The organism is Streptomyces sp. NPDC093089 (genome assembly GCF_044754405.1).
Lineage (GTDB): Bacteria > Actinomycetota > Actinomycetes > Streptomycetales > Streptomycetaceae > Streptomyces.
In genome coordinates, this window is the sequence record NZ_JBIVPA010000018.1 from 51,405 (window position 1) to 73,342 (window position 21,938).

Genomic DNA, 21,938 nt, shown 5'->3' on the forward strand with positions numbered 1-21,938 from the left:
CAGGGGCGTTGGTTCCGTCTGTGAGGAGCGGCTCCGTCGTCGAGGAGCGGTTCAGTCGAAGGAGAGCACCTCGGAGACGGGACGGCGCGGCGTGGTCCGACCTTGAGGGCCGTAGCCCAGGCGGAACACCATGTGGACGAAGCCGATCGTCGAGCCGGGATCGCGTGCGTCGGAACGGAGTTCGGGCCATTCCAGCGGCTGGGACATCAGTGAGGTGGCAAGGCCGTCGAGGGTGGCCTGCAGGAGGACCCGGTGCATGGCCTGGCCGGCCTTCAACCAGTCCTCCGGAGTGTCGTCGACCGTGCCGAGCAGCGCGATCTGCGGCGTCTTCTCGAAGCGTGCCGTGGCACGGTCGGGCACCTGCGCGGGGGCGCCGAAATCCCTGACGGGGGAGGTCACGTCGTACTGCCTCGGACCGAAGGCGTACGAGGGGATGCCCTCCGTGTCGGGGCCTTCTCCGGCCGTGCCCGTGCGCGTCCAGGCGGCGATCTCCGCGCGTACGGCTTCGTTCGCGGCCTCGAACAGCTCGGAGGCGTGGACGAGGCCCATGACGGTGTCGGTGTGCCACGCCCCCGGTACCACCAGCCGGCACCCCTCGAGGAGGGCCGCGGCACGGAGCCCGTCGATCACCTCGGAGGGGATCCGCTCCTCGGTGAAGGGGAAGCGGCTGGTGTGTCGACGGGACAGGGCGGCCTGGAGCACGTCCAGTTCACTGTCGGCGTCGTCGGGACCGTCGAGCCGCACGTCGGCGAAGTGCCAGGGATCGTCGGGAGAAGGATGCAGTCGGACAACGGGACGCAAGCCCTTGTGCACGGCGGCGACGCGCAGGCCGAACAGGGCGGCACCACAGCCGAGGTGGAGGGCACGGTGGTCCGGGTCCTGGTGTGGCATGCCGCGCAGCGGGTCGCCGTGCACTTCGATGACGCCGGTGCTCGTCTTGTGGACGAATTTCCAGGGCTGCGCGTTGTGCATCGAGGGAGCCGTGACGGCCTCTTCGACCAGCGAAGCCGCGAGTGATCGGGTCAGCGGGGTGCTAGGCACGGTTCATCCTGTCTGCGATGACTCGTCAAGAGACGTCATGGTGAGTTCGGGCGGGGGATGTGAGACGCGTGTCGTTCTCGTGGAAGGACAGTCGGTCCACGACGGCGACCACACCGTCCACGCGCTCGGCCAGTCCGACGAGCATCAGGGCCTGACTCCGCCGCCGGACGCGGCCTCCCAGCGTCACCACGCCGTCGAGGACGTGCACGTCCACCGCGTACCCGGGCAGGCTCATGGCATCCGTGAGGACGTCCTCACGGAGGCGGCGCCGTATCTCCGAGTCCGGGCGGAGGTAGACACAGAGCAGATCGCGGCGGGTCACGATGCCGACCAGCCGTTCCTCCTCGTCGACGACGGGAAGACGTTCGACTCCGCGGCGCACCATCAGCCGTGCCGCGTCCGCCACCGTCTCCTCAGCGTGAACGGTGACGGCCGGCACGGTCATCAGGTCCCGCGCAGTGAGCTCGTGGCGGGCCAGCAGGTCGCTCTCGGAGACCACTCCGACGACATGATCGTCGTCGTCCACGATGGGAACCCCGCTGATGCCGTGCTCGGCGAGCAGCTTCGCCACGTCCCTGAACGACGTCGCAGGGACGGCGGAGACCACGTTGTCGGTCATCAGACCGCCGACCTTCATGTGCTTCATCGCCACGCCTCCCGTGCGAGGGTCCGGACGGTGCTTCCCACGTCCCCCACCCTCCGACGCGCGCGCGGGGCCTGCGAGGGCCGAATGGTCCAGCCTCAGGACCGAACGGGCTCGACACCGCCAGGCTCTCTCCCCGCCCGCCGAGGGCGGGGACCATCGGTCCCGTCATTGCCCCCAGCGGCCCTCCGGCTTCCCTGGGCCGGCTGCCATGGTGGGAGGAGTTCTCTCGGCCCCTGGGAGGAGAAGCCATGAACGGAACCACAGTCCGTTCCGGCCTGGGCAGGGTGGCCGTCGGTGTCGACGGATCACCGTCCGCAGACGCGGCGGTGATGCGGGCAGAAGTCGGGTCGGCCGGCGAAGCCCTGCTCCGAAAGGTGCCCCTCAGGCTTCTGCAGATCTGGAACGGGAGGCTGTCCGCCGGTTCACGGGGCGTGTCGCGCAACGGTGGCAACGGGAACGTCCGCGATCACGTACGCGTACTGTCCTCGGTCTCCGACCGGATCCGGGACGGTTTCCCGAATCCGACCGGGCAGGCCGACGGCCAGAAGAGCCACAGCGTGCCCGGAGCTCTCGTCGACGCTCTCGCCGTCGTCGTCGGTAGTCGAGGTCGGGGCGGACACACCGGGATGCGGGTCGGTTCCGTCGTCCACGGGCTGCTGCACCGGGCCCACTGTCCGGTGATCACCGTCCCTGCCGGGTGAGCGCGCCATGACGACGTCGGCATCGGACCGGGCCTCTGTGTCGGTGCGGGAGACGACGGGACTCGCCCAGGAGGAGGCCGCCCGGCGGCTCGCCGACACAGGTCCCAACGAGGTGGCCGCGAGAAAACCCGTACGGCTCCACAAGCGGGTTCTGGCCCAACTGACCGACCCGCTGATCATGGTGCTCCTCGCGGCCGTCGTACTGACCCTCGCGATCGGTGACCATCCCGACGCGATCGTCATCGGGCTGGTCGTCCTCGTGAACACGACCGTCGGCGTGGCGCAGGAGATCCGGGCCGACAACGCGGTTGCCGCCCTCTCGGCCCTCACCGCCCCACACGCGCGCGTGCGCCGCGACGGTGCGGTGCGCGACCTACCGGCGGCGGTGGTCGTCCCGGGCGATGTCCTCCTGGTCGGTGAGGGCGACATCGTCGCCGCCGACGCCGAGCTCGCCGAGGCATCCGCCGTTCTGGTGGACGAGTCCATGCTCACCGGGGAGTCCGTGCCGGTGGACAAGGACGCCGGTGCGACGCTGAGCGCAGGCACGGTCGTCGTCCGGGGCCGGGGCGTGGCCGTGGTCACGGCGACCGGCGCTGCCAGCGCCCTCGGCCGCATCGCAGCTCTTCTCGACGAACGCCGTGAGCCGACCCCGCTGCAACGCCGCCTCGCCGCCCTCGGGCGCATCCTCGCGGCCGTGACGCTCGCCCTGTGCGTCCTGGTCTTCGCCCTCGGCCTGGTGCAGGGGCTGCCGCCCGGCACGATGGCGGTCACCGCCATCAGCCTGGCCGTGGCGGCGGTCCCCGAGTCCCTCCCCGCCGTCGTCACCCTGGCCCTCGCCCTCGGGGCACGGCGCATGGTCGCCCGACACGCCCTGGTGCGGCGGCTCCCCGCCGTGGAGACGCTCGGCTCCGTATCCGTCCTCGCCACCGACAAGACCGGCACCCTGACGGAAGGCCGCATGGTCGTCCAGAACGTCTGGACCCCACGGGTGAGCGCCGAACTCTCGGGCGTGGGGTACGAACCCGTGGGCGAGGTCCTGGTCGCCGGGCGGCCCGCGGAACCGGACGAGCTCGAACCCCTCACGGAGCTGCTGACCGTGACCGCCCTGTGCAACGACGCCACGCTGCGCCCGCCGGACGACGGGCGCGACGACGACCGCTGGACAGCCCTGGGCGACCCCATGGAAGCCGCTCTGCTCGCGGCCGCGACCAAGGCGGGCTGCCCGGATTCCGCGGAACTGTCGATGACTCGTCCCCGGCTCGGAGAAGCACCTTTCGACAGTCTCCGCAGACGCATGACCACGCTGCACGCGACCGGGGAGGGCCGGGTGTCGGTCTGCCTGAAGGGCGCCCCCGAAGCCGTACTCGACCCGGCCGTCCTGGCCGATCCTCCAGAGGCGCTCGCGGCGGCCCGCCAGGAGGCCGCGAGCCTGGCCGCCCGGGGGTATCGCGTGCTCGCTGTCGCATCGGGCGTACGGAACGACGTCCCGAGCCCGGTCACCGCGGCGGAGTCGGGGCTCGCGCTGCTCGGCCTCGTCGCGCTCCGCGACCCGCCCAAGCCGCACGCCGCAGCGACCCTCGCCTCCTGCCGGGCCGCCGGCATCACCCCGGTCCTCATCACCGGGGACCACCCGGCGACGGCTCGGGCGGTGGCGTCCCACGTCGCTCTCCTGGGCGACGGCGGCGAGACGGATGGCCACGTCGTCACGGGGGCAGACGTGGCCGCGGGTCGCGTTGCCGACCTCACCGCGGTGCGGGTCTTCGCCCGTACGGACCCCCAGCAGAAGCTGGACATCGTGGAAGCGTGGCGCGCCAGGGGGGCCGTCACCGCGATGACCGGCGACGGCGTCAACGACGGGCCCGCCCTGCACCGGGCCGACATCGGCGTCGCCATGGGTGCACGCGGCACCGAGGTCGCGCGGCAGGCCGCCGACCTCGTTCTCACCGACGACGAGCTCTCGACGGTCGTGGCGGCCGTCGACGAGGGGCGGCGTGTCTACGACAACATCCGTCGCTTCCTCGTCTACGGGATGGCCGGCGGCGCGGCCGAGATCCTCGTCATGCTGATCGGCCCCCTGCTCGGGCTGCCCCTGCCGCTGAGAGCGGGCCAGATCCTGTGGATCAACCTTCTGACGCACGGCCTCACCGGCGTTGCCATGGGCGCTGAACCGGCCTCTCCGGGAGCGATGCGGCGCCCGCCGCGCCCGCCGGACCAGCACATCCTCGGAGGAGGCGCCTGGCAGCGCCTGCTCGTCCTCGCCGCCGTCGTCACAGCGGCCTCCCTCGGCGCGGGGCTCGGTGCCCAGGCGCTGGACCTGGCGTGGCAGAGCGTCCTCTTCCTCGCCCTCCTGGCCGCGCAGCTAGGGGTTGTCCTAGGACTCCGTTCCCGGCTTCTCACCCGCAAGAACCCGTTCCTTCCCCTGTCCGTCCTCACCTCCGCCCTGCTGGCCGGGGCAGCGCTGTACATGCCCTTCCTGAGCTCGGTCCTGGAAACCGAACCGCTCGGCTGGGCCGGCATCGGGATCGCCGTGGCTGCTCTCCCTGCCGGGTTCCTCGCCGCGCGACTCGTTCGCACCGCCTTCCGCGGGACACACCCGGCAGGAGCGTCGGGGGCACGGGAACTACCGTGAATGCGTACCCGTCGGGCGAGGACCGTGCGCGCGACGTGGCCGGAGGTGGTGGGGGAGCACGAGGGGCCGGTGCTGGCGGACAGCGAACTTCTGCGGCTGTGACTCGACGAGGTGCTCGACGAGCTCCAGGATCGCATCGACGACGTACGGGGCACCAAGGAGCGACTCAACTGGGTGCTGATCCTTGCGCGGCGCCATGGGCGGTCTCCGTTCACAGGGGCGGAGACCACCGCCCTCCCCGGATTCGTGGGGCAGGCTGCACTCGCGCTCGAGCTGACGACCGCCGCCGTGACGCCGAGCAGGTGAGCCTCCTGCACGCCGGCTCAGGCACGTCAGCATCAGGTACGTCGGCTCAGGCACGTCAGCATCAGGTGCGTCGGCTCAGGCATCCGGGATCGCAGCTCCCGGCACACCGAGATGCCGTCGCCGTCCGGCAGTCGGACGTAGAGAACCGCGACGTCCGGTCGCAGGGCGGAATCCCTCCTGTGGTCGGTCGGGTGGGTACCGCCGCCCCCACGAGGATTGTCTGTCATGGAGCGTCTCAAGGGGCACCGAGATCCATCCGGACGTCGACGACGCCCTCCACAGCCCGCACGGCGCGCGCAACGAGCGGCACCAGCGACCGGTCGGCGAGCGACCCACGGATCGTGGCCACACCGTCCGTCACCATCACATCGAGCCCCGCGGGGGCGGACGGCTCGCCGAGGACGGAGCGGCGGATGTCCTCCTCGATCTCGGCGTCCGTACGGAGGAACACCTTCAGCAGATCGCTCCGGCTGACCACACCCTCCAGCATGCCGACGCCGTTGACCACGGGCAGGCGCTTCACCCTCCTCGTCGCCATGATCCGCGCCGCTTCGGCGAGCGTCGCGTCAGGATGGACGGTCACGGCCGGGCTGGACATGAGCTCCCCGGCCCGTACGGCTCCGGCCTTGGAGGCCGCGGCGAACTCGTCCGGGCGGGGCTCGTCGGTGCGGAACTCCTCCTTCGGCAGCAGATCGGCCTCCGAAACGACCCCGATCACCCGTCCCTCCCCCTCCAGAACGGGCAGGGCGCTCACCTCCCACTGGTTCATCAGCGCGACGATCTCCTTGTACGGTGCGTCACGCCCGATGGCGATGGCGGTGTGGGTCATGACGTCGCTGACGGTGTAGCGCGAGGCTGGCATCACGTTCTCCCGGAGGGGTGAAGACCTACAGGCGGCTCCCGTGCGGGGCGCGGAGATCCAGCAGCTGTACACGGGAGGGCGAAGACACGGGGGCAAGCTTCTGTCCCACGCAGCGGTCCGGGGCGAGGCCGAAGGCGTATCTGTACCAGCGGTCACTCCCAGTCTGGAGGTGTTCTGCGAGGGGGGAGGAGGGCCGGATGGCCCTCTTGGGGCCCTGTTCGGTCCGTACAGGGCGTGGCGAACCCGTCTCGTTCCCGGCGGAGCCGGTGAGCGGGGGGCCGGCATGTGCGCGGACCGGCCTTCGCCTCGCACGCCGCCGTCGCCTACGGGGCTTGGAACCCGCATTCGGCCTTCCAGGTGCTGGCCGAGACCTCCACGAAGACGAGGTCGCAGGCCCTCGCATGGCGGCGTCGCTACGAGAGAAGGCCTGCTCGACGAGCTCTTACGCTCGCCGGTGGCGTTCCTGGACGGATCGGTCAAGCGATCTGGAGGGCTGCCCCCCACGCCCTCGCGCGATCCAGCTCGCCCTCGCGCAGCGGGCCCTCGGTGTCCTCGATGATGAACCCCTCCGGTTCCGCGACGAGTTCGTAACCATGGCTGCGCAGCCGACGGGCGATGCCGCCGGCGGCGGCGCCGGCCAGGCGCATGTCCGCCCTGGTGTCGAAGGCCGCGGCGGCATGGGTGCCGGTGTGGGCCTTCGGGAGCGTGTCGTGGAACCAGTTGCGCACTCCAGGACCCTCGGCGTCCTCCTCGGGAGTGAAGGGACGCTCCTTCTTCTCGGCCTCCTGCTTCTCGGCCTTCAGCCCCATCTTCCGGCTCATCCCGGTGGTCATGCCCCGCATATGGGTCGGCCCGCCGACGACCAGCAGGTCGGTGGGGCCGACGCGCTCCGGCAGCGCGTCGGCCACCGCCACGCACTCGACCTCGGCGTCCGGATGGGCCTCCTTCACGCCCTCGCCGATCGCGTCCGCGATCTCGCGCGTGTTGCCGAACAGGCTCTCGTACACGATCACAGCACGCATCACGCCTCATCTCCTCATGTGCTTCGTTCTCCGGCCTTCAGGACGACGACGCCCTGCTCGCGACCGTGATCAGCGCTGTCGCCATTCCGGTGAACACCACGGCCCACCCCGTCAAGCATGACCTCGAACGCTTCCGCCGTCTCGGCGTCGGCCGGGTCGCCTACGGGCCACTGCTGCAATTCGCCATGGCGGACGCGATGAAGGAGGTGCTTGCGCCCTGGGCGACCTGAGCGCCTGCACCGCCGAAACTCACGGGTAGAGGAGGCCTGGGCCGCCGCGGGGGACTCGCCGGCGACTGGGGCAGGGGTTGGCGGGTCCGCTGACGGGCTCACGTGCCGAACGGCTGCGCGGGACCTGGCGCAGCGGAACACGCCGACCTGCCGTAAGCCGCTCGACGAGGTCTCGTGTGACGTCGAGTGCGATGGATCAGGGCCGGGCTGTCGCTGCACGGCATGGCTGACTTGTCGTTTCCCGTGCCGGAGGTGCGCGGGCGACCTGAGGCCACCAGGTTGGTAATAAAAATTTCATGTGGCCCTTGAAGGGTATATCTGTAATGCCTGATACTTGTCGACCGGAAGAGCAGCTCGTCAAGGTGAAGGGGTCGGTATGCAGCGCGAGGAGCATGACCTGATTGGTGCCCGGGAGGTGGATGCCGAGGTGTACTGGGGCATCCACACCCTCCGGGCACTGGAGAACTTCCCGCTCACAGGGATACCGTTCTCGTCGCATCCCGAGCTCGTCGTCGCTCTCGCCGACGTGAAGGCGGCGGCGGCGTCGGCGCACCTGGACCTCGGGACGCTTCCCGAGGAGCGGGGGCGGGCCATCGTGCGTGCGTGCCGGGAGATCCGAGAGGGCCACCTTCACGACCAGTTCGTCGTGGACGTCTTTCAGGGCGGTGCGGGTACCTCGGCGAACATGAACGCCAACGAGGTCATCGCCAACCGGGCTCTGGAACTCATGGGGCACGGGCGCGGCGAATATGAGCACCTGCACCCCAACGACGATGTGAACCGGTCGCAGAGCACCAACGACGTCTACCCCACGGCGGCCAAGCTCGCCCTGTATGCGGCTGCGGGACGACTGCTGGATGCCATGACGTTGTTGCGTAACGCCTTCGCGGAGCGGGGCGGGGTGTTCGCCAAGACCGTCAAGCTCGGCCGCACCCAGTTGCAGGATGCCGTGCCCATGACGTTGGGCCAGGAGTTTGACGCGTTCGCGCTCACCGTGCGCGACGATGCCGAGCTCATCGGCCTCGCGGCGGATGGTCTCCTGGACGTCAACCTGGGAGGGACCGCCATCGGTACCGGTCTCAACGCCGACGCCGGGTTCGCCCGTCTGGCCATCGGACACCTCGCCGTCGTCTCGGCGGCGCCTGTCCGGGCCGCCCGTGATCTCGTGGAGAGCACGCAGGGAGTCGGGGGCTTCATCCGGCTCTCCGGTGCCCTGAGGCAGTTCGCCCTCCGCCTCTCCAAGATCTGCAACGACCTCCGGCTCCTGGCTTCGGGCCCTCGGGCCGGCCTGGGCGAGATCAGGCTGCCGGAGTTGCAGGCCGGGTCCAGCATCATGCCGGGCAAGGTCAACCCCGTCATGCCCGAGGCGGTCAACCAGGTCTGCTTCGACGTGATGGGGGCGGACGCCGCGGTGGGTGCGGCGGCCCAGGCCGGGCAGCTCCAGCTGAACGCCTTCGAACCCCTGATCGTCCATCATCTGCTCAACTCGGCGAATCGGTTGACCGCCGCGTGCGCGCTCCTTGCCGAACGCTGTGTGGCCGGCGTCCATCCGGACGAGGAGCGTCTGCGGCTTCTCGTGGAGGGCAGTTCCGGACTTGCCACCGCCCTCAACCCCGTGATCGGCTACCAGCAGGCCACCGCTCTGGCCCGCCGGTGTCAGGAGACCGGTGTGCCTGTCCGGGAACTCGCGGCTCGCGACGGGCTGCTCCCCGAAGAGCAGCTGGCCGAGCTGCTCGACCCGCGGCGGCTCGTTCGGCCTGTCTGAGCCTGCGGCGCACGCGTGAGGCGGTCGGAGTGCATCCGCGGTGCCGGAAACCCGTGGCCGGACCACATGCGGGTCTGGCCACGGGGAGTGGGGGAACCGGTCAGCTCTTGGTCACGGTGCAGTTGTAGGCGGCGGTTCCGGAGCCGCTGTACGCCTCCAGGTCGAGGTAGTAGGTGCCCGTGCCGGATCCGGTTCTGGTGAAGGAGAGGGACTCGTCGGTGCCGGCTCCGTCGTTGACGGAGCGGGTCAGGGTGCTGCCGTTGACGTCGAGCCAGTACAGGTCGGCGTCGTAGGCGGAGGGGACTGCGCAGTTCACGGAGGCGGTCTGGCCCGAGGAGAGGTTCAGGGTGAAGTAGTCGCGGTCGCTGGTCGACTTCATGTTTCCGGTCACGGTGCCGGGAGACGTCAGGGCGGTGGCGTCGTCGGCCGTGTCGCGGGTGTCGTTCGGCTCGCTCTCGGCGACGGTGGCTCCGCCGCTCTGGCTGCCGCAGTCGGTTACCGGGGTGCCGTTGTAGAGGTTGGGGTCGGCGACACCGTTGGTGACGCTGCGGAGGTAGTAGCCGCAGGTGGGGCGGTTCTTGAAGTCGAAGGTCGAGCCGGGCGTCAGGCGCCAGATCTTGAAGTTCGAGTAGGTCAGCGGCTTCCTGTCGAGCGCCTGTTCCGGCTGGTGGTCGGCGAGGACGACGTATGCGTCCTTGCCGTACTGGGTCGCCGTGCCGTTGCGGTCGAGGAACAGCGAGCCGCCGCCCTCCTCCACCCCGACGCCCCAGGCGGCGCCGCCCGGGGCGAGGCCGTCCTTGACCGCTCGGGCGAGGAACGACATCGTGCGGCCCATGCGGTCGCGGGTGACGAAGTGCGAGTCGTTGACGACCGCGCCGTAGTGGGCCCATTCGAACATGCCGGTGGTGAAGCTGATGTACCGGTCGTAGGGGTTGGCGAGGGCTTCCGCGCTGGTGACGCTGCCGTTGCACGCGTCGTAGACGATCGGGCTGTTGATGTGATGGCCCGCGCTGCCCCCGCCGGAGCCTCCGCCCTTGGCCACCACCGATTCCACGGAGGCCTCCAGGGCCGTTCCCTTCCAGGCGGCGTAGCGGCACTGGTCGCCGCCTGCGAAGTAGACGAACTCGGCGTTGCGGACGTCGGTGTTGACCTGGCTGTTGTTGCCGTCGCCGGCCGTGGTGAGCGTCCACGTCGTGCAGGAGTTGACCCCGGTCAGCCCGGTGATGGCGTCGCACTCGGGAGTCTTGCTTCCCGACGTCGGCGACGAGCCGGCCAGGACGACCACGTCGAGGGTTCCCGTACCACCCCTGATGTCGTCGACGGCGCGCGTCATCGAGGCGGCGACGATGCCGCCGGCGCCGTTCATGGTGAAGGCGGGGCCGTTCCACGACGCACGGGTGACGTCGGCCGTGTTGCCGAGCCGGATCCTGTCGGCCGCCGCGTGTGCCGGCTGATGCACCATCAGCGCTGTCGCGATCGCGGCGAGTCCGACCGCAGCCGAGGTGAACCTGAGTGAACGGAGTGGCATCTGCGCTCCAAGCAAGGGGAATCGATCCAGTCCGCCGTGGCCCACACGGGCCAAGGGCGTTGGTTGCGGAACATACAAGTAACGGAAATGAAGCGGAAGATGTAAGGCGACTTCGGCCTTCGTTTGCCTGCCCGCGGGAAACTTCCAGCGCCAAAACGGCCATTTTGCCCATAAGGCCCCGTCTGGGGGTGCGTTACATGAACGTAATGGGGCTTACATCTAGCCAACAAAGGCGTTGATCTGTAACTTCTCCGCTGTGCCTGACGGCCAGAATCCGTCGGCAGGAAACCACCGAGAGGTTCCACGCGATGAACGCTCGTATCGCACGCCCCGCCGCAGCCGCCGCTCTCGCGGCCGCCGTGCTCGTGTCCCTGACCGCCTGCGGAGGTGAGGACACCGCCGCCCCGCCCGGCAAGGTCGTCATCGCCGGCGCGGAGATCGTCAAGGACCAGAAGCTGCACGACCTCCTCCCGGAGAAGATCAAGAAGGCGGGTGAGGTCCGTGTCGCGACCGACGTCCCGTACCCGCCGTTCGAGATGTTCGTGAAGGAGGGCGAGCCCACCCTGACGGGACTGGACTACGACCTGGGCCAGGCCCTGGGGGCGAAGCTCGGCGTGAAGTTCACCTTCACGCCGCAGAAGTTCGACGGCATCGTCCCCGCCATCCAGGCCGGCAAGTTCGACGTCGCGATGTCGGCCATCACCGACAACAAGGAGCGGCAGAAGGTCGTCGACTTCGTCGACTACTCCCAGTCCGGCTCCGGCATCCTGGTCGCCGAGGGCAACCCGTCGAAGGTGACCACCCTGAACGACCTCTGCGGGCAGAAGGTCGCCGTCCAGACGGCGACCAACCAGCTCGACCTCCTGAAGTCCCACCAGGCCGCCTGCTCCACCGCGGGCAAGGGGAAGATCGACATCCAGACCTTCCCGAAGGACTCCGACGCCCAGCTCGCCCTGCGGTCCGGCAAGGTGATCGCCCAGGTCCTGACCAAGCCCGCCGCCGGGTGGGTGGCCAAGACCGCGGACGGCGGCAAGGCCTTCGACCTCGCCGAGGACCCCGCCGCCCCGGGGGGCTACAACGCCTCGCCGAACGGCATCGCCATCAGCAAGCAGCTCCCCGAGCTGACGGACGCGGTCCTCAAGGCGCTCCAGGCCCTCATCGACGACGGCGACCTCGTCCACATCTACAACAAGTACGGCGTCGCGTCGATCGCCATCCCCAAGGCCACCAAGAACGCGGCGGTTGACTGAAGATGATCGACACCAAGAGCCCGTCCGTGACCACCACGCGCGCGCAGGAACTCGAAGTCGTCCCCGTCCGCAACTACGGACGCTGGGTCGCGGCGGTCGCCTCCCTGATGGCGCTCGTCGGCCTGGTCGGCTCCCTGGCCAAGAACGACAACCTGCGCTGGGACGTCGTCGGCGACTACCTCTTCGCCGACCTCATCTTCGACGGCCTGGCCACCACGCTCTGGCTGACCGCCGCCGCGATGCTCCTCGGTCTGGGACTCGGCACCCTGATCGCCGTCATGCGGCTCTCGTCCAGCCCGGTGCTGTACGGCCTCGCCAACGCCTTCGTCTGGGTCTTCCGCGGCACCCCGCTGCTCGTCCAGATCATCTTCTGGGGCTACGCCGCCGCCCTCTACAAGTACGTGAAGATCGGCGTCCCCTTCACCGACATCACGTTCTTCCAGGCCGAGACGAACGCGCTGCTGACGCCCGCGATCGCCGCCCTGCTCGCCCTCGGGCTCAACGAGGCCGCGTACGCCTCCGAGATCGTCCGTGCCGGCATCCAGTCCGTCGACCCCGGCCAGGCCGAGGCCGCGCACTCGCTCGGCATGCGCCCCGCACTCACCATGCGGCGGATCGTCCTGCCCCAGGCCATGCGCGTGATCATCCCGCCCATGGGCAACGAAACCATCAACATGCTCAAGATGACCGCCCTGGTGTCCGTCATCTCCGCCCACGACCTGATGTCGAACATCCAGGACGTGTACGCCCAGAACTACCAGGTCATCCCCATGCTGGTCGTCGCCAGCATCTGGTACCTGGCCCTCGTCACCCTCCTCGGCGTGCCCCAGGCGTGGCTGGAACGGCGCTACGGACGCGGCACCACGCGTGCCGGTCACGTCTCTCCCCTCCGCCGCCTGCTCGGCGGGACCGTGGAGCGGCTCGGCAAGAACAGCAAGGAGCAGAGCCGATGAGCACACCCATGGTGCGTGCCGAAGGCGTCCGCAAGCACTTCGGAAAGCTGGAGGTCCTCAAGGGCATCGACCTGACGGTCGAACGAGGCCAGGTCTGCTGCCTGCTCGGGCCCTCCGGATCGGGAAAGTCCACCTTCCTCCGCTGCATCAACCACCTGGAGAAGGTCGACGGCGGCAAGCTCACCGTCGACGGCGAACTCGTCGGCTACCGCCAGCACGGCGACAGGCTCTACGAGCTGCGCGAGCGCGAGGTCGCGGACCGCCGCCGGGACATCGGCATGGTCTTCCAGCGGTTCAACCTCTTCCCGCACATGACCGCCGTCGAGAACGTCATGGAAGCCCCGGTCAAGGTCGCCGGCGTCTCCCGTGCCGAGGCCCGCGAGCAGGCCCACGCACTCCTGGAGCAGGTCGGGCTCGGTGACCGGGCCGACCACTACCCGGCCCAGCTGTCCGGCGGACAGCAGCAGCGGGTGGCCATCGCCCGCGCCCTCGCCATGAAGCCCAAGCTGATGCTCTTCGACGAGCCGACCTCGGCCCTCGACCCCGAACTCGTCGGTGACGTCCTGGACGTCATGCGGCAGCTCGCCGCCGACGGCATGACCATGGTCGTCGTCACCCACGAAATCGGTTTCGCCCGAGAGGTCGGCGACACCGCCGTCTTCATGGACGAGGGCGTCGTCGTCGAGGCCGGTGACCCCCGACGGGTACTCGTCGACCCGGAGCAGGAGCGCACCCGCGCCTTCCTGTCCAAGGTCCTGTGAGCGCCCCCACCCGCCGGCAGGAGAAGCTCGACCGCTTCCTCGACCTGGCCCAGTCACTCCGGCCCCGCTTCCTGCACGACCTCGAGCAACTCGTCTCCATCGACTCGGGCTCCTACAGCGCCGACGGCGTCAACCGCGTCGCCGACTGGATCGAGCGCAGACTCGAACGGATCGGCTTCGACGTCCAGCGCGTACGCTTCCCGACCGCACCCGACGGCCATCGGACCGGCGACGCGCTCATCGGCCGCAAGCGCGGCGGACTCTCCGAGGCGGCAGGCGGCCGCAGGATCCTCCTCGCCGCCCACATGGACACCGTCTTCGAGGACGGCACCGCCGCGGCCCGCCCTTTCCGCGTCGACGGCTCCGTTGCACACGGCCCCGGCGTCAGCGACGACAAGGGAGGACTGCTCGCGGGCCTCACCGCTCTGGAGATTCTCGCCGAGTCCGGCGCCGACTCCTACGACGAACTGGTCTTCCTCGCCACCCCCGACGAGGAGATCGGCTCACCCGCAAGCCGGGCGCTCATCGAGGACACCGCCAAGGGCGTGCACTACGGTCTCGGTCTCGAATGCGCCAGGGAGAACGGCGACCTCGTCATCGCCCGCAAGGGGGTCGCCGACTTCCGCCTCACCGTCACCGGACGGGCGGCCCACGCCGGAATCGAACCCGAGCGGGGAGCGAACGCGGCCCTCGCCGCCGCCCACCTCACCGTCGCCCTCCAGGCCCTCAACGGGCACTGGGAAGACGTGACGGTCAACGTCGGGGTGGTCCGCGCCGGTACCCGCGCCAACATCGTCTGCCCGGAGGCGGAGCTTCGCATCGAAGTCCGCGCCGCCACGACGGCCGACATCGAACGGGTCACCCGGGCCATCCAGGAGGCCGCCGACCACCCGGGTGTCCCCGGTGTCAGCGTCGAGGTCGAGCAGCTCGACCTCTGCCCTCCCATGGAGGACACCACCGCCTCCCGGCGCATGCTCGACCACGCCCAGCGGGCCGCCGACGCGGTCGGCATCGCCCTGGGCGCCGCCGCGACCGGCGGAGTGGGAGACGCCAACCTGATCGCCGGCACCGGAGTCCCCGTCCTGGACGGCCTGGGACCCGTCGGAGGTGCCGACCACACTCCCCAGGAATGGCTCGACACCACCAGCGTGCCCCAGCGCGTCGCCATGCTCGCAGGCATGATCGCCTCGCTCGGCGACGCCCGGACCACCTGAACGACGGCGGCGCACCGCGGAGGACGTTCCTTCCTCCTCGCACGCCCCGCCACCCGAGACGGGCGGACCGACATGTGCTCGGTCCGCCCGACAGGCATACGAGTCCCACCACCCCCTCTCCCGACCTCGGAGGCACCATGCGCGTCCCGCCCCACCCCGCACGCCGCACCGTCCTCGCCTGCAGCCTCGCCGTCGCACTCCTCACCGGCGTTTCCGCCGCACACGCCGAACCCCGACCGGGCCGCGCCCACGCCGGCTCCCTCGTACTGGTCGGCGGAGCCCTGAAGGAGAGCAACACCCAGGTCTACGGGGAGATCATCAAGCGGGCCGGCGGCCCGCAGGCCCGTATCGGCGTCATCACCGCCGCCTCCGTGCCCCAGAGCCAGGACCCGAACGCCGACGACCCCGACCTGTGCAGCAACTCCGCCTGCAACGGCGCCTACTACGCCGACCTGTTCAAGAGGCACGGAGCCGCCGACGCGCAGTGGATCCCCCTCGACCTCGACCACGTGGCCAACGCCGACTCCGAAGCCGTCGTCGCCCAGGTCGAGTCCATGACCGGCTTCTTCTTCGGAGGAGGAGACCAGTACCGCTACGTCACCACCCTCCTCCGCGGTGACGAGCACAAGGACTCCAAGGTGCTCGCCGCCATCCGCGCCAAGCTCGCCCACGGCGCCGTCGTCGCGGGCTCCTCCGCCGGCGCCCAGATCGCCGCCGGCCCCGACATGGTCAGCGGCGGCGAATCCTACGAAGCCCTGCGGGACGGCAGCGCGCCCGGCTACTTCGACGACCCGACCCGCCTGGGATACCTACCCCGAGGCGGCTTCGGCTTCCTCCGGTCCGGCCTGGTCGACACCCACACCGGCGCCTACGGACGCGAAGGCCGGGCCCTGCGTCTCGCAGCCGACACCGGCCACGACCGTGTCTACGCCCTGGAGGAGAACACGGCCCTGGTCGTCGACCGGCCAGGCACCGACCGCGAGCACATGACCGTCCTCGGCCCGAACGGCGTCGCCGTCCTCGACCTGCGCGACGCCCGCGCCCACGACTCCGCGAACGGCTGGGCCCTCCGCCGCGCCCGGTACAGCTACCTCACCGACGGCGACCGGTACGACGCCCGCACCTGGACCCCGCGCATCGCCCCCGCCAAGCAGCCCCTCACCCCTGGCAACGCGACACCCGTGCCGGCCAACGACGACGTCTTCCACTCCGCCTCGAACCCGGACGGCAGCCCCTACTCGTTCCGTACCACCGCCCGGGCCCTCGCCTCGACCCGAGCGCAGAACAGCGCGACGGCGACGACTTTCGAAAGCGGACCGCGGTTCACGGTGACCCTCACCAAGGCACGGGGGTTCGCCGCCTTCACCGACGACGACACCACCGCCCGGACCCTCGTCGCCCTGCAGGTGGACATCGCGCTCCAGCGGTGAGCCGAGCGGCTGGGCAGGCCCCGTCGCCAGGCTTGCCCAGCCGTTCCCGTACCCGGCCGCATTGCGACCGGGCCGCACGTCGGGGAGACCGCCGGCCACAGGGTTCCCCCGTCGCGTCGATCCTGCCGGACTCGGCGGCGCCCACGGACCGGACGGGCGCCGCCCCCACCCGCCCACCACCACCGAGAAAGGCCGCTCCCTCACCATGCGTACCCGTACCGCGCTCATCTCCGTCGCCGCCTCGGCGATCCTCGCCTCCGGATGCGGGGCCCCGTCCGACACGTCGGCCGCCCGCGACGGATCCCGGACGGCAGGACCGGTTGCAGTCCTTCCGGACCTCGCCGTCAGCCCGGACCCCAAGCTCCACGCGATGCTCCCCGAGGCCATCCGCGCCTCCGGCACCGTCCGTGTCGCCACCGATGTCCCGTACCCGCCCTTCGAGATGTTCGTCAAGGAGGGGAGCACCCAGATCACCGGAATCGACTACGACCTCGGCCAGGCGATCGGGGCCCGGCTCGGAGTCACCTTCCGCTTCGAAGCGCAGAAGTTCGACGGAATCCTGCCGGCCGTCCAAGCCGGGAAGTTCGACGCCGTCATGTCGGCCATGACCGACAAGAAGGCCAGGCAGAAGTCCGTGGACTTCGTCGACTACCTCAACGCCGGTCCCGGCTGGCTGGTCAAGAAGGGCAATCCCGAGAACATCACCGTCGTGACCGATGTGTGCGGAAAGCCCGTGGGGGTGCAGACCGGAACCAACCACCAGAAGCTCCTCCAGCAGCGTCAGGAGCTCTGCAAGGCGAAGGGCCTTCCGCCCATCGAGATCCTCGCCTTCTCGAAGGACTCCGAGGCCCAGCTGGCTCTTCGCAGCGGAAAGGTCATCGCCGACTACGTCGACGAGGTCACGGCCGCCTACGTCGCCGCCACGGCGGACGACGGCAAGACCTTCTCCACCGTCACCGGCCGCCCCGCCGTCGGAGAGTACAGCGCCTCTCCCATGGGCATTGGCGTGTCGAAGGACCGCCCCGGACTCAAGGAAGCCATCCAGGCGGCCCTGCAGTCCCTCATGGACGACGGCTCTTACCGCAAGGTCCTCATGAAGTATCAGGTCCCGAACATCGGGATTCCCGAGGCGACCGTGAACGGGGCGCTCGACTGACCCTCCCTGCGCACTGAGGGCGGGACGGGTCGGCCCCGTGGCCCGACCTCACAGGAGGCCGGTGCGACGGGCGACCCTCTCGGCGGCCTTCATCCGCTCGTGGCCGTCGCCGCCGATCCGGTCGAGGACGGCGGCGACGAGCGACTCCACGACGGCCATCGACGGCGTCAGGCTGTCGTACGGAGAGTCGGAGGAGACCTGGGAGATGAGCACGACGTCCGCGTGAGCGGCGGCGGGGGAGAGCCACGGATCGGTGAACACGATGACCTTGCCGCCCCGCTCCCGTGCCAGTTCCGCGATGAGGGTCTTGTCGGTCTCGTAGCGCCTGTAGTCGAACAACACGGTGACGTCCCGGCGGGCGAGTTGCGTGAGGAAGGACGTGCGCTCCACGTCCTTGTGGGGCACCAGGCTCACCTGGTCGCGGAACTGCATCAGATGCAGGCCCAAGTACTCGGCCAAGAGGTGCGTGAAGCGTCCTCCCGCGAGGTGCACCCTGCGCCTGGGGTCGGCGAGGAGACCCACCGCGTTCTCGAACTCGTGGGGCGCCACCTCCTCGAAGGTCCGGGACACCGCCTGCTGCACGAGCCCCGCACGTTCCCCGAGAGAGGTCGCGGAGGAGCCTCGCGGCGGCGCCGCCGTGTCATGCTCCGAATCGTCCGCGGCCGTGTAGAGGGTGATCGGCGAGGCGTTGCGCGCGTCGAGCTCGGAACGGAGGGCCGCCTGCAGATCGGGGAAGCCCTTGTACCCCAGTCGCGCGGCACACCTCAGCACGGTGGGCGCCGAAACCCCGGCGCGTTCCGCGATCGTCGCGACGGTCTCGAAGACAGCGGAGGGATACCCCGCGAGCAGGACCCGTGCGACCTTTCGCTCTGCAGGGCTCAGCTCTCCGAGCCGACCGCGGATCTCATCGGCCAGGGTGAGGCTCATGGGATTCCCTCCTCCGGCGGAAGCTCATCGAGGGCTGCGGACAGCCGACTGAGCCGCACAGTCCGGTTCCCGTTTCAGAATGCTGGACTTCAGGTCGTAAATGTATCGTCCATTACGGAATCTGAACAGCGCCGGAGCCTCGACCACGAGAGGGCCGGGGGAAGGGCATGCCGAATCGCCTGGCGGGCAGGCACCCCTGCCAGGGGGATTGCCTGCCGGTCAAGGCCTCGGCGGCCGCCGGGACCGAGATGCTCCACGGGCTGTCGGCTCCGGCCGCCGCCGGCCGTTCGGCCCTGGCGGGGCAGCAGCCGATCGGGCACAGGTCGTGGGAGGCCCCGAGGGCGCACCGCTCGGTGCGGGTGTCCCGTTCGGCGGCCGCCCGTTCCAGGACGAGGTCGCGGACGGCCGCGGCGAAGCGGGGGTCGGCGCCGACGGTGGCGGAGCGCCGGACGGGCAGCGTGTCGGTGAGTTACGGCTCCCAGTTCCGGTTCCCCCAGTGGACCGGGAGGTCGAGGCCGGCCTCCGCGAAGTCCGTCCGCAGCGCGTCCAGGAGCGCGCGGTTCTGGTCGTTGATCGGGGAGACGCCGCCGAAGAGGAAGTAGTACTGCCCCACTTCCCTGAGCCGTTCCTTCGGGATGCCGCGGCCGCGCGTCACGTTCTCCAGGAACGGGACCACGTCGTCCGGACCCTCGGGGCCGCCGAAGGAGAACAGCAGCAGGGCGTCGTACGGGGCGGGATCGTGCTGATCGGACATCAGGATTTCCTCGGAGAAGAAGGGACCGGATCGCTTCCGTCTTCCTCCTTCGGTTCCACTGCGCCGCGTACGAGTGGGTCCCGTTAACCGTCCACGTCGGCGGTACCGGCCAGGCCGCCGGCTCGGCACACGGCTTCCTTCCGGACCAGCCGTCGCGGCAAACGGGCTTCCGTCCGGGGACCGTGCATCCGGCGGCAGGGCGTGCGCCGAATGCAGTGCACCCGACACTCGAAGGAGCATCCAGCACATGCGCCGACTCCCTGCCGCGAGGCGTGCCTCAGCAGCACTTGTCATGACCGTCGTAACCGTCGTGGCCCTCGTGCCCGCCGCGTCGGCGAGCGCGTACGGCACGCGTCCGTCCGCCGAAACCGTGGACCTGACCCGTTACACCGGAACGTGGCTGCAACTTGCCTCGGTGCCGCAGCTGTTCGAGATTCAGTGCGCCAAGAACGTCAAGGCGGTCTACGGCACGACCGAGCGCGGTACGGTCTCCGTGGCCAACAGCTGCACCACCTGGCTCGGTACCCAGAGCAGGGTGAACGGCGAGGCCCTCCCTCTCGACCGGACCGACACCCGTCTCAACGTCTCCTTCCTTCCCTGGAAGGACGGGTACCGGCACGGCACCGACGCCAACTACGTCGTGGCAGGCTTGGGCGACGCTTACGAATGGGCCGTCGTCACCAACGAGGAGCGCACGTCCGGCTTCGTCCTGTCCCGCACCCCCCGTCTCGACCCGGTCCGCACAGCCGAAGTCCTCGACGCGATCAGGGGGGCCGGACTCGATCCGCACGACTTCCGGACGACTCGTCAGGACGGCGGCGACCGCGCCTGGAGCCTCGTGCCCTGACGAACGGGCGGAGCGTCCCGGCGGGTACGACGCCTGGCTCACGGCCTCGCGGCACTACGGGGGCGACCGCGCGAGACGCCTGGGTCGGGCTGCGCCGGGCCTATGCCGGTGGCCGGCGCCGGAGAGTGGCGACTCGTGCGCGCGTGCGGTGGACCGCCTGGGCCTCGTCGGTCACATGGCCTGCCCGCCGCCCGAACGCCGGGAGATCCTCTTCCTCGCCCACGAGGCAGGCGCGGGACCTCCGTGAGGCGGCGGGGCATGTGCCTTGTCGGACGTCCCGTGACGCCCGCCCCACCTCCGGGGGACTCTTATCCGCCTCCCTGCTCCAGGGCCTCCAGTTTCTTCGGCAGGCTTGTGGCCGGCCTTGGCCTTGGTCCGCCCCGCGCGGTACGAGACTGTCCGGTGCAGGCAGAGGCTTGTCGGGGGGCCGTGTTCCCGGCCGAGGCAGCCCGTGGTCGTGGTGGGCCACGGCCCACTCGCCACCGCCGAGACACTCTCACGCTGCCGGTGTCGGTCACGGTGCCTCGCAGCTGCTCGGCCTGGTCCGTCCTAGACAGGGGGCTGGTCCGTCTCGTCCTTCTCGTAGTTCGCCAGGGCAAGCCCGAGGGCGAAGAAGGTGGGAGCCCACTCACCGACGAAGATGCCCCAGCGGTCCGCGCGCTCGAGGTTCTCGCGCCGGTTCGAGGCCAGCCACGAGACGAGAGAAAGCCCGATTGATCCCATAGCGGCCAGGTAGGCGTGTTCGCTGCGGAGGCCGGCTTCGTGGAGCTTGTGAACGATCATGTCGAGATCCTTCCTGTCGGCTGCGGCCCGCCGCGCATCGACGGCACGCACACAGCGGAAAGTCGAACGTCACTCCACACCTTCTTCAGACACCCACGCGCCTCTGGATGCGCCCGCCCGTCGACGACCCCCGAACGGCTCACACCGCACGCCCCGTTCCGCGCTGGTCGACAGGCCGTCCGAAGAAAGTCCTGTGACAGGTGAATCCACTGGGCGCTCCTGGAATGAATGCCTCCTCAACCAAGGGTTCGAGATCTTCTCGACCGTTCGAAGGGATGTCCGCCATGACTTCTCGTTCCACCGGTGCCGCTCTCGCTCTGAGCATCGCCGCCGTTCTGACACTCTCCGCGGGTGCCCCTGCCGTGGCAGTGCCGCAGGCCGAGACCGGTGAGGCCACCGTGTCGGTGTTTCACGCTGTGCCGGGCCTCACCGTCGACGTCTACGCGGGGGACAAGGAACTGCTCCCCGACTTCGCGCCGGGAACGCTGACCGACCCGCTCAAGCTGGCTGCCGGCTCGTACGACATCAAGGTCTTCAAGGACGGCGAGGGACCGAAGGGAACCCCCGCCATCGAGAAGACGGTGAACGTTCCCGCGGGGGCGAACGCCACACTCGTCGCCCACCTGGCCGCCGACGGCAAGCCTGCCCTGGACGCCTTCGTCAACGACACCTCCAAGGTCCCCGCGGGGAAGGCGCGGGTCACCGTCCGGCACGTTGCTGCTGCGCCCGCCGTCGACGTCCGTGCGGACGGCACCGCCGTGTTCAAGGGGCTCGTGAACCCCAAGGAAGCGAGTGGCGAAGTGGACGCCGGCAGCATTTCGGCCGACGTCGTCCTGGCCGGCACCGACACGGTCGCGATCGGCCCCGCCACGCTCGACCTCGCCGAGGGCAGCAACACGATCGTCTACGCATGGGGCAGCGCCACCGACAAGAACCTCGCGCTGAAGACCCAGACGATCACAGGCATGCACTCCGCCCCCTCCGGCGTTCCCGCAGGCGAGACCGGCCAGGCCGTGAACCGCAACCAGTCGGCGCAGATCGGCGCCTTGTCGCTGGGCGCCGTCCTCGCTGTCGGCGCATCCGTCTTCCTGCTGCGCCGCCGTGCCGACGTCAGCTGAAGTCCCACGCTGACG

19 protein-coding genes and 3 pseudogenes are annotated in these 21,938 nt (G+C 70.0%); 13 read left to right on the plus strand and 9 right to left on the minus strand.

The genetic code is table 11. The features are described from left to right. Window positions 1-51 precede the first annotated feature (51 nt). Both ACIQFX_RS33655 and ACIQFX_RS33660 read right to left on the minus strand, forming a co-directional pair. Window positions 52-1,041 (minus strand): Acg family FMN-binding oxidoreductase, encoded by a 990-nt coding sequence (locus ACIQFX_RS33655; RefSeq protein WP_402471122.1) that lies wholly within the window; start codon window positions 1,039-1,041, stop codon window positions 52-54. A gap of 25 nt (window positions 1,042-1,066) precedes the next feature. Then, entirely contained in the window at window positions 1,067-1,687 is a 621-nt protein-coding gene (locus ACIQFX_RS33660) for a CBS domain-containing protein (RefSeq protein WP_402471124.1), read from the minus strand. A gap of 248 nt (window positions 1,688-1,935) precedes the next feature. Between ACIQFX_RS33660 and ACIQFX_RS33665 the strand changes: the two genes are divergently transcribed. The 3 genes from ACIQFX_RS33665 (at window position 1,936) to ACIQFX_RS33675 (ending at window position 5,323) form a co-directional block, all read left to right on the plus strand. Beyond that, on the plus strand, window positions 1,936-2,388 hold the full coding sequence (locus tag ACIQFX_RS33665) for a universal stress protein (RefSeq protein ID WP_402471126.1): 453 nt from the start codon (window positions 1,936-1,938) through the stop codon (window positions 2,386-2,388). A 7-nt stretch (window positions 2,389-2,395) separates the two neighbouring features. Then, complete coding sequence (locus tag ACIQFX_RS33670) at window positions 2,396-5,017, plus strand: cation-translocating P-type ATPase (protein WP_402471128.1); 2,622 nt, start codon at window positions 2,396-2,398, stop codon at window positions 5,015-5,017. Window positions 5,018-5,128: 111 nt separating this feature from the next. Next, a complete protein-coding gene (locus ACIQFX_RS33675; RefSeq protein WP_402471328.1) occupies window positions 5,129-5,323 on the plus strand; it encodes a hypothetical protein in 195 nt (64 codons plus the stop codon). 53 nt (window positions 5,324-5,376) lie between these two features. On the opposite strand, the pseudogene ACIQFX_RS33680 reads toward ACIQFX_RS33675, so the two are convergent. From ACIQFX_RS33680 to ACIQFX_RS33690, 3 genes and pseudogenes are all read right to left on the minus strand, one after another. Next, window positions 5,377-5,562 (minus strand): annotated as a pseudogene (locus ACIQFX_RS33680) (hypothetical protein); the annotation flags it as partial. Continuing rightward, complete coding sequence (locus ACIQFX_RS33685; RefSeq protein ID WP_402471130.1) at window positions 5,559-6,185, minus strand: CBS domain-containing protein; 627 nt, start codon at window positions 6,183-6,185, stop codon at window positions 5,559-5,561. The pseudogene ACIQFX_RS33680 and the gene ACIQFX_RS33685, both read right to left, overlap by 4 nt. Before the next feature lie 476 nt (window positions 6,186-6,661). Beyond that, window positions 6,662-7,207 carry a hypothetical protein gene (locus ACIQFX_RS33690; protein WP_402471133.1) on the minus strand — a complete coding sequence of 182 codons (546 nt, stop codon included), beginning with the start codon at window positions 7,205-7,207 and terminating at the stop codon, window positions 6,662-6,664. A gap of 35 nt (window positions 7,208-7,242) precedes the next feature. On the opposite strand from ACIQFX_RS33690, the pseudogene ACIQFX_RS33695 reads away from it, so the two are divergent. Together ACIQFX_RS33695 and ACIQFX_RS33700 are read left to right on the plus strand one after the other, a co-directional pair. Then, window positions 7,243-7,437, plus strand: a pseudogene (locus tag ACIQFX_RS33695) (isocitrate lyase/phosphoenolpyruvate mutase family protein); the annotation flags it as partial. A 376-nt stretch (window positions 7,438-7,813) separates the two neighbouring features. After that, window positions 7,814-9,202 (plus strand): aspartate ammonia-lyase, encoded by a 1,389-nt coding sequence (locus ACIQFX_RS33700; RefSeq protein ID WP_402471135.1) that lies wholly within the window; start codon window positions 7,814-7,816, stop codon window positions 9,200-9,202. A 100-nt stretch (window positions 9,203-9,302) separates the two neighbouring features. On the opposite strand, the gene ACIQFX_RS33705 is transcribed toward ACIQFX_RS33700, so the two are convergent. Continuing rightward, the gene (locus tag ACIQFX_RS33705; RefSeq protein WP_402471137.1) at window positions 9,303-10,730 is read right to left on the minus strand and encodes a hypothetical protein; all 1,428 of its coding nucleotides are present in this window, start codon (window positions 10,728-10,730) and stop codon (window positions 9,303-9,305) included. A 308-nt stretch (window positions 10,731-11,038) separates the two neighbouring features. Between ACIQFX_RS33705 and ACIQFX_RS33710 the strand changes: the two genes are divergently transcribed. The 6 genes from ACIQFX_RS33710 to ACIQFX_RS33735 all read left to right on the plus strand — a co-directional run bounded on the left by ACIQFX_RS33710 (window position 11,039) and on the right by ACIQFX_RS33735 (window position 17,494). After that, a complete protein-coding gene (locus tag ACIQFX_RS33710) occupies window positions 11,039-11,980 on the plus strand; it encodes an ABC transporter substrate-binding protein (RefSeq protein WP_402471140.1) in 942 nt (313 codons plus the stop codon). 26 nt (window positions 11,981-12,006) lie between these two features. Further along, window positions 12,007-12,933: an amino acid ABC transporter permease gene (locus tag ACIQFX_RS33715; protein ID WP_402471143.1), complete on the plus strand. Its 927-nt coding sequence runs from the start codon at window positions 12,007-12,009 to the stop codon at window positions 12,931-12,933. 8 nt (window positions 12,934-12,941) lie between these two features. After that, on the plus strand, window positions 12,942-13,694 hold the full coding sequence (locus tag ACIQFX_RS33720) for an amino acid ABC transporter ATP-binding protein (protein WP_402471316.1): 753 nt from the start codon (window positions 12,942-12,944) through the stop codon (window positions 13,692-13,694). After that, window positions 13,691-14,908 carry a M20 family metallopeptidase gene (locus ACIQFX_RS33725; RefSeq protein WP_402471146.1) on the plus strand — a complete coding sequence of 406 codons (1,218 nt, stop codon included), beginning with the start codon at window positions 13,691-13,693 and terminating at the stop codon, window positions 14,906-14,908. The genes ACIQFX_RS33720 and ACIQFX_RS33725 overlap by 4 nt, the downstream gene beginning before the upstream one ends. Window positions 14,909-15,045: 137 nt before the next feature. Further along, complete coding sequence (locus ACIQFX_RS33730) at window positions 15,046-16,338, plus strand: cyanophycinase (protein WP_402471149.1); 1,293 nt, start codon at window positions 15,046-15,048, stop codon at window positions 16,336-16,338. 205 nt (window positions 16,339-16,543) lie between these two features. After that, entirely contained in the window at window positions 16,544-17,494 is a 951-nt protein-coding gene (locus ACIQFX_RS33735) for an ABC transporter substrate-binding protein (protein WP_402471152.1), read from the plus strand. A 48-nt stretch (window positions 17,495-17,542) separates the two neighbouring features. Here the strand turns inward: ACIQFX_RS33735 and ACIQFX_RS33740 are convergent, their stop codons facing one another. After that, window positions 17,543-18,421, minus strand: a complete 879-nt coding sequence (locus ACIQFX_RS33740; protein ID WP_402471154.1) for a MurR/RpiR family transcriptional regulator — start codon at window positions 18,419-18,421, stop codon at window positions 17,543-17,545. Between the two features lie 250 nt (window positions 18,422-18,671). Then, window positions 18,672-19,175: pseudogene (locus ACIQFX_RS33745) on the minus strand (ferrochelatase); the annotation flags it as partial. Between the two features lie 292 nt (window positions 19,176-19,467). Between ACIQFX_RS33745 and ACIQFX_RS33750 the strand changes: the two are divergent. Next, window positions 19,468-20,022, plus strand: coding sequence for a lipocalin family protein (locus tag ACIQFX_RS33750; protein ID WP_402471157.1), 555 nt, complete (start codon window positions 19,468-19,470; stop codon window positions 20,020-20,022). A 549-nt stretch (window positions 20,023-20,571) separates the two neighbouring features. Here the strand turns inward: ACIQFX_RS33750 and ACIQFX_RS33755 are convergent. Next, the gene (locus ACIQFX_RS33755) at window positions 20,572-20,805 is read right to left on the minus strand and encodes a hypothetical protein (protein WP_402471159.1); all 234 of its coding nucleotides are present in this window, start codon (window positions 20,803-20,805) and stop codon (window positions 20,572-20,574) included. A gap of 284 nt (window positions 20,806-21,089) precedes the next feature. Here ACIQFX_RS33755 and ACIQFX_RS33760 point away from each other — a divergent pair, with 284 nt between their 5' ends. Then, the gene (locus tag ACIQFX_RS33760; protein ID WP_402471161.1) at window positions 21,090-21,923 is read left to right on the plus strand and encodes a DUF4397 domain-containing protein; all 834 of its coding nucleotides are present in this window, start codon (window positions 21,090-21,092) and stop codon (window positions 21,921-21,923) included. The last annotated feature ends 15 nt before the right edge of the window (window positions 21,924-21,938 follow it).